Here is a 13,264-nt window from a genome sequence, read left to right as displayed (position 1 = left end):
ACCTGTAAGTATTGAAAAAGGAGGAGTCCGCTGTGACTAAAAAAGCTCCTGACATTCAGGATGAATATAAATATGGTTTTAAAGATGAAGATGTTTCTATATTTAGGTCAGAGAAGGGGCTTACCCGAGAAGTAGTTGAAGAGATTTCTAAGATGAAGGGTGAGCCGGAATGGATGCTTGAATTTAGATTGAAAGCCCTTGAAAATTTTGAACAATTCCCGATGCCGGAATGGGGCGGCGATTTAAGTGAATTAAACTTTGATGATATCACATATTACATTAAACCATCTGAGAAAGCTGAGAAGTCTTGGGAAGAAGTACCTGACCAAATTAAAGATACTTTTGACAAACTTGGTATTCCTGAAGCTGAACAAAAATGGTTAGCAGGAGTATCAGCCCAATACGAATCAGAAGTTGTTTATCACAATATGCAAAAAGAATTGGAAGAGTTAGGCGTTATCTTTATGGACACCGATTCCGCTCTTAAGGAATACCCTGAAATTTTTAAAGAGCATTTTGGAACTGTGGTACCTCCTTCCGATAACAAATTTGCAGCATTAAATAGTGCTGTTTGGTCTGGTGGTAGTTTTATCTATGTTCCAAAGGGAGTAAAGGTTGACATTCCACTGCAAGCATATTTTCGAATCAATTCTGAAAATATGGGGCAGTTTGAACGGACATTGATTATTGTTGATGAAGGTGCTTCGGTTCATTATGTCGAAGGCTGTACTGCGCCAATTTATAGTACGAACTCACTCCATAGTGCTGTTGTGGAAATAATCGCTAAAAAGGGAGCGACAATTCGTTATACTACAATTCAAAACTGGGCGCCAAATATCTATAACTTGGTAACGAAACGAGCTGTAGCAGAGGAAGATGCAACCGTTGAATGGGTTGATGGAAATATTGGAAGTAAATTAACGATGAAATATCCAGCAGTAATTATGAAAGGTCCTAGAGCAAAGGCTAATGTTCTTTCAATCGCGATGGCTGGTAAAGGACAGCATCAAGATGCCGGAGCAAAGGTTATCCATTTAGCGCCTGATTGTACATCAACTATTATCTCTAAGTCTATTAGTAAGCATGGTGGGAAAGCCAACTATCGTGGTCTAGCATTATTCGGTAGAAACTCCCAAGGATCAAAATCAAACATTAAATGTGACACATTAATCCTTGATGAAATTTCTACTTCTGATACAATTCCACATAATGAAGTACAAAATAATGATATTACATTAGAACACGAGGCAACGGTAAGTAAAGTTAGTGAAGAACAATTATTCTATCTTATGAGTCGTGGTATTTCAGAACAGGATGCTATCCAAATGATTATCATGGGCTTTATCGAACCATTTACTAAGGAATTACCAATGGAATATGCTGTTGAAATGAATCGTTTGATCAAGTTTGAAATGGAAGGTAGTATTGGATAACCCTTTCGTTAAGAATCCCCTACTTTTGGCTAGGGGATTTTTTGTGTTTAGGAGGATTTATAATTAATAATAAAGAATATTATAAATACCAAAAATTACAAGGAGGAAAATTTATGGTTAAAGAAGAAAAGCGTGAAACGGAAAATATGAAAACTAATAGTTCGTTTGATGTATATTCTAATGGAATTGATATTGCTCTTAGTCCCTTTGATATTAATTTTATGTTTTTTGATAATTCTCCAAAAATCCAAAAATTTTTAGGTCAATTGAAGATGAGCCCAGAACATGCTAAAGTGTTTTCAAAAATCCTTCAAGATAATATAATAAAATATGAAGAGATGTTTGGGGAAATTCCGGTAAGCAAAGAAAAATTGGATTTATTGAATAAAAAGGATGAAGTTGAAGTATAAAAAAGGATTGTAGAGGAAAAATGGAGAATAAATATGGAGAAAATGAATATATATTTACAACTACAGATCCAATAGGTAGGGAGATAAGATTAAAATCAAGTACTTTTTACAAGCACATTACGGGTGGAGATCACGAAAGAACTGAATTCATTGGTGAAGAAGAAACAATAAAAAAAGTCATTGAAGACCCTAAATATATATTACCTGATGATCCTTTTGATAGTAGTAATACAAGGGAAAGATATATTGACTTGATAGACTTAAGAAGCTTTAATACATTAAAGGTTTTGGTGGTAATAGTAGATCATGGAACAAATGATTATGGAGACATTGTAACTATTATGGCAAAATCAAGACTTAATCAAGAATCAATAAAAGGAGGTGCTGTATATGTTCGCACAAATAAAACAAGATCATAATTTTAGATTTAACTATGATAGTGAACACGACGTCCTCTATGTTTATTTTGGTGAGCCAAAAATTTCTTATGAGGATGAAACAGCACCTGGTGTCTTTATTAGAATCGCTGAATCAGATGAAACCATAACAGGCGTTATAATCCTTGATTATAAAAAGAAAAACCGAACTAACATCAAAATTCCAGTCAATATAAATTTTAATGAAATAAATCTAAATATTAATTAAAAAATATCAATGTCATAGAAGTAATATAAATGAAGCCGTCCCGTCCTTATTTAACATAAGGGCGGTGTTTTTATTACTGAAGTTGAATATTTATTAAACGATGAGATGAATCTGCTGGTTTTGACAATTTTTGAAAAAGCGTTATAATCAATTTAAGTTAATATAAATAGTTTAAATTACGAACTATCGACTCTTCATATAAGCACAACAACCTTAGTCAGCTAGTATAATCAGACTAAGGTTTATTTTTATATGTAATAATCTTGAGAAAAGGATTATTTAGGTATGCAAAATTTTCGCATAAATGGCTGGTTAAAGAGTTTCTCTCAATTTAATAGAAATATTCGTCTCTTCCTATTAGCCAATGTCTTTTTTCAAATAGGAATTGGTATTTTTATGGTACTGTATAACTTATATATTAGGGCATTAGGATATCCAGAACAGATGAATGGTAATATAATTTCGATGACTGCATTGGCAGGAGCTATTATCTTAATTCCGGCAGGATTTTTTAGTGATAGAGTTGGTAGAAAGAAAATGATGCTTATAGGTGCAGGATTGGGTGTTATTATTCTCGTTATCCGTGCTATTTCTGAGAGTTCAGATATCTTATTAATAACAGCATTTTTGACGGGTATTTTTAATGCCTTTGTTCAAGTTAGTTTGGTACCATTTTTAGCTGAGAATTCTAATAAGGAACAGCGAGTTGTCTTATTTTCCTTTAACTCTGCTTTGATGATGGTAGCCAACATGCTAGGAAACATTGCCGGAGGATTGTTTACAGACATTTTTCAATTGCTATCATTTACAGAAGTAACCTCCTTTAAAATGACTTTGCTTATTGGAGTACTATTTCAAACAATAGCTTTGATTCCAATAAGCCATATTGAAGATAAGCAACAAAAGGTAAGCAAAAGGATTTCTTTTAAAATTAATTTTAAAAAAGATAAAGAACAATGGCGTATTATTTTTCAGTTTACCCTAGCTACTACTTTGATTGGATTTGGTTCAGGGTTGGTGGTCCCATATTTGAATTTATATTTTCGCGATCGTTTTGCTGCAAGTAATTCATCAATCGGATTCGTAGTTTCACTGGGTCAATTGGCTACTGCGGTAGCGATGATAATAGGTCCATGGATGGTTAAGCGTTGGGGAGAAGTACGTTCGGTATTGATACTTCAACTAACTTCCATTCCTTTTTTACTATTAACAGGGTTTACTAAATACTATCTAGTTGCTACGCTAGGATTCTTGATTAGGCAAGCATTGATGAATGCAGGTAACCCAATAATTCAATCTTTGATGATGGACAAAATTGATGATGATAAGAAGGGATTGGCCAATAGTTTATCGGCGATGGTTTTTAGTTTAGGCTGGGCAGTGATGGGACCGATAAGTACTTCGATCGTAGCCAAGGGTGGAAGTTATTGGGGATATGCGATTGTCTTCATGATTACAGCAATTCTGTATACTTTGAGTTCGGTTTATTTTTATTTAATGTTTGGTAGGAAAAAAGAGGATAAGCCGGGGTTAGTAGTCACTTGATAAAATAATTTTTCGATATTACATTTTTTTCCTTAATCAAATAAGCTTTTAACTCTTCATCTTTTAAAGAATAGATCCAATAGCTTAAATTAGGATAATACCAATTAGCAATATCTATGCTAGAAGGATATGCTGTAGTGCTCGGATGGGAATGGATTACTCCGAGCCATGTTCCTTTATTATTTTTAATTTGTTGTAATGTTTTAATGAATATCTTTGGTTCGAAGTTAAATTGATATGGGGTTGTGCTAGTATTAGGTATAGATATAAAGGTATCTATTATCTGCGAGTGGTTATATGATATTAAAAGCCCACAGGCTTCGTTGGGAATAAGTGACTTCGAATATTTATCAAATTGATGTATCACTTCTCTTTTTATGTACAACATTTCTATTGCTCCCTTATCTATTTTTAAACTTGGTGAATAATAAGATTAGAAGAGTTAGATGTGGTAAAATAAATTCATATGGATATTTTTATTATTCATTATAACTTAATATAGACAATTGGAGAGATAAAGTTGGAATGGATGATTCTTGTCATAATAGGACTTTTAGCTGGAACATTAGGAAGTATAGTTGGTTTAGGTGGTGGGATTATTATCGTCCCATCGTTACTATTTGTTAATTCATTAGGGCTTTTGAGTATCAACTTAAAGCTCCAAAATGTCGTGGGGATATCTCTATTTGTGATTATTTTTGTTTCGTTATCGTCAACGATATACTATTATAAACAAAAAAAGGTAGATATTAATAGTGGTTTATTTTTTTTCATAGCTTGTGGACCTACCGCAATTATTGGGTCTTTGCTTAGCCAACATATTTACATTAAGTATTTTTATATCTTATTTGGCTTATTGATGCTTTTTATAACTTATTTATTATCAAAACAAAAAAAGTTGAAACCACGAAAGATAAAGTGGGATGTAACTAAGGTTCATGTTGATAATTACGGTAATCGTCAGGAATATGGATACAATAGGGTAGTTGGTTTTGTAGTTACTGGATTTGCAGGGTTATTAGCTGGTTTGTTTGGAATTGGTGGTGGAACTATTTTAGTACCGATGATGGTACTATTATTTAACTTTCCAATTCAAGTGGCTACAGCTACATCGATGTTCATTATCCTATTATCAACATTAAGTGGTAGCATTTCACATATAGTATTAGGACATATCATCTTTAAATATGTATTAATAATTGGTATTGGGGCATATAGTGGTGGGAAATTAGGCTCTTACATTGCTTCTAAGGTGAGTGGTAAAGCCCTAGTCTTTGTCTTGCAGTTAGTCATTATTTTTGTAGCAACTCAAATGATCTACACGGGACTTAGTTAGTAAAAGATAATTTAATGTTCAAGATAAGTAAGGTGGTGTTAATTTTGATCAAGCACCAGCGGATCCATATAATACATACTAATGATTTGCATAGTCACTTTAATAATATGGCTAAAATTTCTTCCTATATCAAGAAACTGAGAGCAGAAGTGACGTCAAAAGAAGAAAAAGTAATTGTTGTAGATTTAGGAGACCATATGGATCGAATGCAATTAGAAACGGAAGGGACTGGCGGCAAGGTAAATGTTGAAATATTAAATTATCTTAATACCGATGTAATAACAATAGGGAACAACGAGGGATTAACTTTTACTAAAGAGTTGTTAGCTGAGGCGTACCTAGATAAGAAATTTAGAATTGTCGCATGTAATCTTAAAGATTTAGAATCAAAACGATTACCAGATTGGTTGGAAGAATATTGGATTCAAGATTTAGGTAAAATAAGAATTGGTTGGGTGGGAGCCACAGCTCCATATAAAACTTTTTATAAATTACAAGGTTGGGCAATTGAAGATCCATTTTCTAATCTTCAAAGGATAATTCAACAGATCAGGTTGGAAGTTGATCTTATTATAATTTTGTCCCATTTAGGATTAAGAGCAGATGAGCGTTTGGCTGAACAACTAAAAGATGTTGATGTTATTTTGGGTGGGCACACACATTTTTTATTGGAAAAGGGTATAAAAAAGGAAAACCAACCGCTTGTTTGTCAAGCAGGTATTTTTGGAGACTATGTTGGTCATCTAGTAATTGATTATGATATTGAAAATAGACATTTGATCGGAGTAGAAGAAAAAACAGTTTTTATTGGGGATATAGCAAGTGATATGAATACGTTAAGAATTATTGAAAAAAATCGAGATTTAGCAAAAAAAGAACTGGGGAAGTGCATAACCGTTTTAAAAGAACCATTGATTAACTCTTTAGAAACAGAATCACCACTATCCAATTTATTAGCTGATGGTGTACGACGTTGGGTTGACGCGGAAATCGGTTTAGTTAATACTGGACAAATACTGGATGATTTAGATGAGGGAATAGTTACAAAAGAAAGGATTCACCAAATTTGTCCTTCACCTATTAATGCTTGTAGGATAAGATTGACTGGAGAACAAATCAGATTAACATTAGAGCAATCGTTATTAGATGAATTTAAACATTACCCGATGAAGGGATATGGGTTTCGCGGTAAGGAACTGGGAACATTATCTATTTCAGGAATAATTGTAGAGTACGATATAACCAGCCCCCCTTATAAAAAAATTAGTAAAATTTATACCAGTAATGGGGCTATTTTAGATGATAAGAGAGAATATATTGTTGGAACACTGGATATGTTTACTTTCGGTGGGGGTTATTATTTGATCAAGAAAGGAAAAGATGTTCAATATTTTTTGCCTGAATTTCTTAGAGATATTTTAGCTGTACAGCTAATGGATGAACAATCACTTAAAATAAGCTTAAAAGATCGTTGGATAAAAATAAAAGAAAAAAACAGGGTTAGTGAATGATTGGATAACCCTGTTTTATCATCAAAGTCTAATCATTATATTTTTCAAAAATATCTTTCCTTTTTTCAAGAGCTAAAAGTAATGGCATACCAAGTAGGTATAGAACACCAAATTCCCCTACTCCTACCCATAATATTGCTAGTGGAATCGAAATTTCACTACTGAATAAAACTCCGAGCATAATACCTATTATTATTGCGTTAACTAAAATAGGTGGTATTGGGACTAACCATTTATTTTTAATTTTAGAAGTCATAATAGCTGCAATTAATGTGGCCAATGGACCAAAAATCATATCCGGAATACCTGCTTGACTAAAGATATTGGCAATCAGTACTCCGATAGTTAGTCCTGGTATTGCTAAAGGTGTGAAAAATGGAAGTATCGTAAGAGCCTCTGAAACCCGAAATTGGATCCAACCATAGGAAATTGGTGCGAATAACACTGTAAGCACGACATAGATTGAAGCAATGGAAGCTACGAATGTTAAGTTTTTTGCTTTAATTTTCAAAATGAATTCCCCCTCAAAATAAGTGATCTAATCAAGTTCAAACGATCCAATAATTTCTCCATTTTCGTATTGCTTTAATAGATTTTTATATGGAATTAAATTGTTATCCTTTATAAAATTATTATACTCTTCTTCTGATAAACTCGCAGTATATTGATTTCCGCGTAAAAAAAATTGTTCTTTTCCTGCATATAGACTGTCAAAAAATAAACTATTAATATATTCTTTGTGAAGATGTATTTGTATCATTTAAAATCTTTCACCCCGTTTACTTTTTTGATTATAGCTTATTTTTTGCAAATGGGAAAAGTTGTATGCAAATAAATTAATTATTTTTAGACAAAATAAGTTAAAATTAAATTTTTGTAGATTAGATTGACAGATTGCTGAAAGGAGTTACAACAATGAGTTTCGTAGAGGAAATTTATGCAATGTACCGTCATCATTTAAAAGGAAATGAAGAGGATGTGGTAGCTTTAGTTCTAAATTTGCTACATGATCATCATAAGAGTGATATTTTGGAGAAAATCAAGGAAATGGAAGATTACGAAGTATTTCAAATGTTCGCAATGTATTTAATTGAAGCATTAAAAGTAAGAATGGCTGAGGAAGAGATGCGATCTTCAGAGGTCGATTCACGAACATTAAATCCTAAATATCATTAAATAACCTTTTAAATTAGTAATTTTTGCCCTTGTTCCCATCTAATAAAGATATTTATAATTAGTTAGAAAATTGGAAGAAGGGGAAACATCATGAGAAAAATCTCAGTAAAAAATTGCCGTCCGGGTATGGTTTTAGCTAAGCCCATATATAACGACATAGGTAGGATATTGATAGGAAAAGACGTTGAATTAACTCATACGATGATCACGAGATTGCTACATTTAGGAATTGATTCGGTTTTTATTCATGATTCTAGGACCGATGATATAATAATAGAAGATGTTTTATCGGATAAGACAAGGGAGCAAGCATTAAAGACTATTAAACATACGTTTCAAGAAATATATCATGAGAGAATTATCAATCGACCATTTGTAAAAGGGCAACTAGCCGATATTTTCAAACCTGTAATGGAAAATATTATTGATGAACTTAAACAAAATCGTAACGCAATGCTCATGTTATCTAATATTTATGTTAGGGATTTGTACTTATACACCCATTCTTTAAATGTCACCCTTTATTCAGTAACAATGGGGATAGCAAAAGGTTTTAATAAACAGCAACTATTTGAATTAGGTCTAGGGGCATTGTTACATGATATTGGAAAAACTAAAATTCCTCTCTCCATTCTAGAAAAACGGGGACCTTTAACTGAAGAAGAATTTCAATTGATTAAAAAACATCCAGAATATGGTTTTCAAATATTACGCAAAGAGGACGGAATTCCGTTATTATCTGCTCACTGTGCATATCAGCATCATGAGAGGATCGATGGTTCTGGATATCCAAGAGGGGTTGCTAATAAAGATATACATACATATGCCAAAATTGTGGCGATAAGTGATGTTTATGATGCTGTAGTTAGTAGAAGAGTATATAAAGAACCAAAATTACCCCATGAGGCATTAGAGCTTTTGTATATTGGAGTTGATCAAGATTTTGAACGTGAATGGGTGGATATTTTTAAAAGGACTATTGCCATTTATCCAGTTGGGAGTAGTGTGAAGCTAAGTAGTGGAGAAACGGGAATTGTGGTTGATATAAATACAAAGTTTCCAGCAAGACCGATTGTCAGAATATTGGAGAATAATGAAAAAGGTTCGCTTGATGAACCGTATGAGGTAGATCTATCTAAAGAGCTGTCAAAAGTAATAATATCATGTACTTGTTAGTATAAAGACTTATAAAGCCGATAACATAAATAATGTTATCGGCTTTTATTAGCTATTATTTCGTTAGATAAACTTTTTTTGAGTCCGATTGACGACTTAATTTTTTTTCATAACTAAGGGCACGATTCGTTTTAAGATCGAGTTCGATTAAACCACAAGGTTTAGATTCACCACATCCTTGTTTCATATAACATGGCATATTTAAGTCGCCGAATAAACGTGGTGCCTTGGAAATAAGTTGTTTTGTAATAGAACGATACAATAATCTAATTTCTTGTTGAGCTCTCAAGCATAACCTTTTTATTGCGTGATGTCTCCAACCTACAGCATTCCTAGAGTCGGTGTACATTGTGGCAATACCTAAAGGTAATAGTGCTCTAGCTCTCTCATTCTCCATAATCTCTTCATCTGTGTAGTGACCGTATAATTCAAATGCTTTTTCGTGGTGGTATATCCATTGATCTAATTCGTGTTCTCTTCCAGTTTTTTTTAATTCAGGCGGAATATAATATTCAAATCCACCATCTTTTAGCCGCACATAACGTAAACTTCTCTCATCAAAAGTAGCATGCCGAGCACGCATATCCTGTCTGGCGACAAAAATAGGTACTTTTTTCACAAAAGTAAAAAGATTATGTTCAAGAACAGTATTATGTCCGCTATCACGGCAATGGTTAACTATACCTAGATGGGGATAGCTTTCATAACAAAGAGAACCAGCCTCTGCGGAAAATTTATCAGCGTCTTCAGTCCATTGGACTAGCTTTGCTGAGTTTATGGGTAATGCTTTAGCTAAATCCACTAATGTTGGATATTCCTTCCCTTTATATGAAAAATCGATAGCCATTCTTTTTTTCCCTCCATTTCTATTATTTTAACAGAATTTATTCTTTTTGTAAGAGATAAATAAAACTTTTTTAATTAGGTTCAATTGATTTAAAATTACGAATACATATTATTGAGAGGAGGGATAAGCATGCCTCGCTGGGGAAGAAGAACAGTGAGATTCCAAAAAAAAAGACTAGTTATTATGAGCTTATTACTCTTGATGTTAATTATCTTTCAATCATTTTTATATATCGAAAAACAGCTAGAACCGATTCTTATGAGTATAGCTCAAGCTAGGGTGAAACAGATTGCTACAAATGCAGTAAATGATGCAATTACCAAAAAAATTGCCCAAAATACCAATTTTAAAGACCTAATTCAATTCGAGATGGATAATAACGGCAAAATTAGGGCAGCAATCTTCAATTATAGTGAATTTGCAAGGATAGTTGGAGAAGCAACTGCAAAAGTAGAAAACACATTAAATGAATTGGAGAAGATGGTAGAGCCAATAAAATTGGGAGCTGTATTTAACAGCGAATTGTTGGCAGACTTTGGTCCAGAACTTCCGATTACGATTATCCCAATTGGTTCAGTTCAAGTTAATCCTAAAACCATTTATCATAACGCTGGAATCAATGTTGTGGTTATGACAGTATTGATGGAAATACGTGCAGAAGTTCAAGTCGTAATTCCATTTGTTACAGAACCATCAGTAATAACTTCAGCTATTCCAATAGCGCAAACACAAATTTTCGGAGACGTACCACAATTCTACTATGGAGGGAATTATTACAATCAAACTCCAGAATTACAAACTGCACCACCGATTCAAATTATTCCAGGCACCCCTGTAGTACCAAACGATGGACAGATAAATCCTACTCAAGATTCAATTCCTTCAACATATGACTATATTGAACCTATTTTTCCAGGTATTGAAATATTTATGGATGGATATATAAACAACAATCTGCGGTAAATTCCCAAAATAATATATTGATAAAATTTTCAAAAAGTTCTTGACGGATTGTAAGATTTTCATTTACCATAGTATTCATATATTAACCCTTTAACCCAATAAACGTAATCTAAAAATTCAATATTTTTAGAAAGATTAAGGAGTCTGAAATAGAGGATCTTTGTTATGGATCTTGATAAAGCGGGTGAGAACGTGGAAGAAGATTATGTTTTAGAAGTTGATCAGTTAAAGACTATTTTTAGAACAGAAGACGGAGATATTCCTGCAGTTAGTGGGGTTTCCTTTTCTTTAAAAGCAGGTGAAACCCTTGGGATTGTTGGAGAATCAGGTAGTGGTAAGAGTGTTACTTCCCTTTCGATAATGGGGTTGATTCCCAAACCACAAGGACGTTTATCTGGCTCGATTCGTTATAAGGGTAAAGAGATAATTAATCTTTCTGAGGGAGAGATGCGAGAGATCAGGGGTAATGAAATATCGATGATCTTTCAAGAACCAATGACATCCCTAAACCCGGTATTTACGATTGGAAATCAGATGGTGGAAGCAGTCCTGCTTCACATGGAATTAAGCAAGAAGGAAGCGGAACAAAGGGCAATTGAAATGCTTAGGCAGGTTGGGATACCTAGAGCTGAGGAAATTATGAAAGAATATCCCCATCAATTATCGGGTGGTATGAGGCAAAGAGTAATGATAGCAATGGCGATGTCATGTAATCCATCGATTTTGATTGCTGATGAACCAACAACTGCCCTTGATGTAACTATCCAAGCTCAGATACTAGATTTAATGAGAAATTTGAAGAAAGATTTTAATACTTCAATCCTATTAATTACTCATGACCTAGGTGTTGTTGCTGAAATGTGTGATCGGGTAATCGTTATGTATGCAGGTAAGATTGTTGAAGAAAGTGATGTCAGAACACTTTTTAAAAATCCTAATCATCCATATACAAAGGGGTTGATTAAATCAACACCTAGACTAACAAGTGAGAAACAAAGGTTATATTCAATTCCGGGAAATGTACCTAGTTTTAAAGAAATGCCAAAAGGTTGTAAGTTTGTACCTCGTTGCGAATATGCTAAAGATATTTGTTATAAGAATGAACCTGAATTAGTTTATGTTGGAGAAGACCATAAATCGAGTTGTTGGTTAAATATAGAGCAAGCTCCATCCATCGAGGAGGATGCATCATGACAGAAGCTATATTAAAAGTAGAAAAACTTAAAAAATATTATCCAATCTATGGTGGTGTTTTACATAAAACTATTGGATATGTCAAGGCAGTTGATGGTGTTAGCTTTGAAGTCAATCAGGGTGAAACGTTAGCTTTAGTAGGTGAAAGTGGTTGTGGAAAATCAACTACTGGAAGATCAATTTTACGTTTGATTGAGCCGACTGAAGGGAGAATTATTTTTGAGGGCGAGGATTTAGTATCCTTAAATGATGAGCAGATGAGAAAGAGAAGAAGAGACTTACAAATTATTTTCCAAGACCCCTTTGCTTCACTAAATCCTAGGCATACAGTACAAAGGATTTTGGAAGAACCTCTTATCGTTCATGGTATTGGAGATAAAAATGAGAGAAAAAGAAAAGTTGTTGAACTACTAGAAACGGTGGGGCTTAACAAGGAACAAATAAAGCGTTATCCTCATCAATTTAGTGGAGGTCAAAGACAAAGGATTGGTATAGCTAGGGCGTTATCTGTTAATCCGAAGCTGATAGTGGCGGATGAACCTGTATCGGCATTAGATGTCTCTATTCAATCTCAAGTCCTCAATCTTATGGAGGATTTACAAGAAAAATTTGGACTTACATATATTTTTATCTCTCATGATTTAAGTGTTGTAAGACATATTGCGAGTCGAGTAGGAGTTATGTATTTAGGAAGTTTAGTAGAATTAGCTGATAAAACGGAGTTATACGATCAGCCATTACATCCTTATACTCAAGCATTATTGTCTGCTGTGCCAGTCCCTGATCCTGATTTTAAAAGGGAACGAATAATTCTTTCTGGCGACGTACCTAGTCCATCCAACCCACCAGCTGGATGCAAGTTTCACACTAGATGTAGATATAAAATGGATGTTTGTACTAAGGAGGTACCTGATCTAGTGGATGTTGGTAATGGACATTATATAGCATGTCACTTACATCGTTAATTATGTTTTAGAGAGGAGGGGTACGGTCATAATCAGATTCTTCGTACTAATTTTATTAAAATA

At 33.6% G+C, this 13,264-nt stretch carries 16 protein-coding genes; 12 read left to right on the top strand and 4 right to left on the bottom strand.

What is annotated here, in order from left to right; translation table 11 throughout:
* Nucleotides 1–32 precede the first annotated feature (32 nt).
* The 5 genes from sufB to BHF71_RS06180 all read left to right on the top strand — a co-directional run bounded on the left by sufB (nt 33) and on the right by BHF71_RS06180 (nt 4,033).
* The gene (gene sufB / locus BHF71_RS06200; RefSeq protein WP_069656794.1) at nt 33–1,433 is read left to right on the top strand and encodes a Fe-S cluster assembly protein SufB; all 1,401 of its coding nucleotides are present in this window, start codon (nt 33–35) and stop codon (nt 1,431–1,433) included.
* A 113-nt stretch (nt 1,434–1,546) separates the two neighbouring features.
* Nucleotides 1,547–1,843, top strand: coding sequence for a DUF3467 domain-containing protein (locus BHF71_RS06195; RefSeq protein ID WP_084024316.1), 297 nt, complete (start codon nt 1,547–1,549; stop codon nt 1,841–1,843).
* Between the two features lie 20 nt (nt 1,844–1,863).
* Nucleotides 1,864–2,262: a hypothetical protein gene (locus tag BHF71_RS06190; protein WP_069656793.1), complete on the top strand. Its 399-nt coding sequence runs from the start codon at nt 1,864–1,866 to the stop codon at nt 2,260–2,262.
* Nucleotides 2,234–2,488: a DUF2283 domain-containing protein gene (locus BHF71_RS06185; RefSeq protein WP_069656792.1), complete on the top strand. Its 255-nt coding sequence runs from the start codon at nt 2,234–2,236 to the stop codon at nt 2,486–2,488. The genes BHF71_RS06190 and BHF71_RS06185 overlap by 29 nt, the downstream gene beginning before the upstream one ends.
* Nucleotides 2,489–2,773: 285 nt before the next feature.
* The gene (locus BHF71_RS06180; protein WP_069656791.1) at nt 2,774–4,033 is read left to right on the top strand and encodes an MFS transporter; all 1,260 of its coding nucleotides are present in this window, start codon (nt 2,774–2,776) and stop codon (nt 4,031–4,033) included.
* Here BHF71_RS06180 and BHF71_RS06175 read toward each other — a convergent pair.
* Nucleotides 4,026–4,421 (bottom strand): M67 family metallopeptidase, encoded by a 396-nt coding sequence (locus BHF71_RS06175; RefSeq protein WP_069656790.1) that lies wholly within the window; start codon nt 4,419–4,421, stop codon nt 4,026–4,028. The genes BHF71_RS06180 and BHF71_RS06175 overlap by 8 nt on opposite strands.
* A gap of 141 nt (nt 4,422–4,562) precedes the next feature.
* Here BHF71_RS06175 and BHF71_RS06170 point away from each other — a divergent pair, with 141 nt between their 5' ends.
* Both BHF71_RS06170 and BHF71_RS06165 read left to right on the top strand, forming a co-directional pair.
* On the top strand, nt 4,563–5,369 hold the full coding sequence (locus BHF71_RS06170) for a sulfite exporter TauE/SafE family protein (protein WP_245683834.1): 807 nt from the start codon (nt 4,563–4,565) through the stop codon (nt 5,367–5,369).
* 44 nt (nt 5,370–5,413) lie between these two features.
* Nucleotides 5,414–6,880 (top strand): bifunctional metallophosphatase/5'-nucleotidase, encoded by a 1,467-nt coding sequence (locus BHF71_RS06165; protein ID WP_176717319.1) that lies wholly within the window; start codon nt 5,414–5,416, stop codon nt 6,878–6,880.
* Between the two features lie 28 nt (nt 6,881–6,908).
* Here the strand turns inward: BHF71_RS06165 and BHF71_RS06160 are convergent, their stop codons facing one another.
* Both BHF71_RS06160 and BHF71_RS06155 read right to left on the bottom strand, forming a co-directional pair.
* Nucleotides 6,909–7,391, bottom strand: coding sequence for a QueT transporter family protein (locus BHF71_RS06160; protein ID WP_245683832.1), 483 nt, complete (start codon nt 7,389–7,391; stop codon nt 6,909–6,911).
* 27 nt (nt 7,392–7,418) lie between these two features.
* Nucleotides 7,419–7,640, bottom strand: a complete 222-nt coding sequence (locus BHF71_RS06155) for a hypothetical protein (RefSeq protein ID WP_069656787.1) — start codon at nt 7,638–7,640, stop codon at nt 7,419–7,421.
* Nucleotides 7,641–7,795: 155 nt separating this feature from the next.
* Here BHF71_RS06155 and BHF71_RS06150 point away from each other — a divergent pair, with 155 nt between their 5' ends.
* Both BHF71_RS06150 and BHF71_RS06145 read left to right on the top strand, forming a co-directional pair.
* Entirely contained in the window at nt 7,796–8,056 is a 261-nt protein-coding gene (locus tag BHF71_RS06150) for a DUF6154 family protein (RefSeq protein ID WP_069656786.1), read from the top strand.
* Nucleotides 8,057–8,146: 90 nt separating this feature from the next.
* The gene (locus BHF71_RS06145) at nt 8,147–9,232 is read left to right on the top strand and encodes an HD-GYP domain-containing protein (protein WP_069656785.1); all 1,086 of its coding nucleotides are present in this window, start codon (nt 8,147–8,149) and stop codon (nt 9,230–9,232) included.
* A 55-nt stretch (nt 9,233–9,287) separates the two neighbouring features.
* Here BHF71_RS06145 and thyX read toward each other — a convergent pair whose 3' ends face one another.
* Nucleotides 9,288–10,079: an FAD-dependent thymidylate synthase gene (gene thyX / locus BHF71_RS06140; protein ID WP_069656784.1), complete on the bottom strand. Its 792-nt coding sequence runs from the start codon at nt 10,077–10,079 to the stop codon at nt 9,288–9,290.
* A 129-nt stretch (nt 10,080–10,208) separates the two neighbouring features.
* On the opposite strand from thyX, the gene yunB reads away from it, so the two are divergent.
* The 3 genes from yunB to BHF71_RS06125 all read left to right on the top strand — a co-directional run bounded on the left by yunB (nt 10,209) and on the right by BHF71_RS06125 (nt 13,201).
* Complete coding sequence (yunB, locus tag BHF71_RS06135) at nt 10,209–11,042, top strand: sporulation protein YunB (protein WP_069656783.1); 834 nt, start codon at nt 10,209–10,211, stop codon at nt 11,040–11,042.
* Nucleotides 11,043–11,207: 165 nt separating this feature from the next.
* The gene (locus tag BHF71_RS06130) at nt 11,208–12,236 is read left to right on the top strand and encodes an ABC transporter ATP-binding protein (protein WP_069656782.1); all 1,029 of its coding nucleotides are present in this window, start codon (nt 11,208–11,210) and stop codon (nt 12,234–12,236) included.
* The gene (locus tag BHF71_RS06125; protein ID WP_069656781.1) at nt 12,233–13,201 is read left to right on the top strand and encodes an ABC transporter ATP-binding protein; all 969 of its coding nucleotides are present in this window, start codon (nt 12,233–12,235) and stop codon (nt 13,199–13,201) included. The genes BHF71_RS06130 and BHF71_RS06125 overlap by 4 nt, the downstream gene beginning before the upstream one ends.
* Nucleotides 13,202–13,264: the final 63 nt, after the last annotated feature.

This window comes from Vulcanibacillus modesticaldus (genome assembly GCF_001730235.1).
Lineage (GTDB): Bacteria > Bacillota > Bacilli > Tepidibacillales > Tepidibacillaceae > Vulcanibacillus > Vulcanibacillus modesticaldus.
Note: the sequence above shows the minus strand (reverse complement) of the source record. Positions and strands in the feature narration are given on the sequence as shown.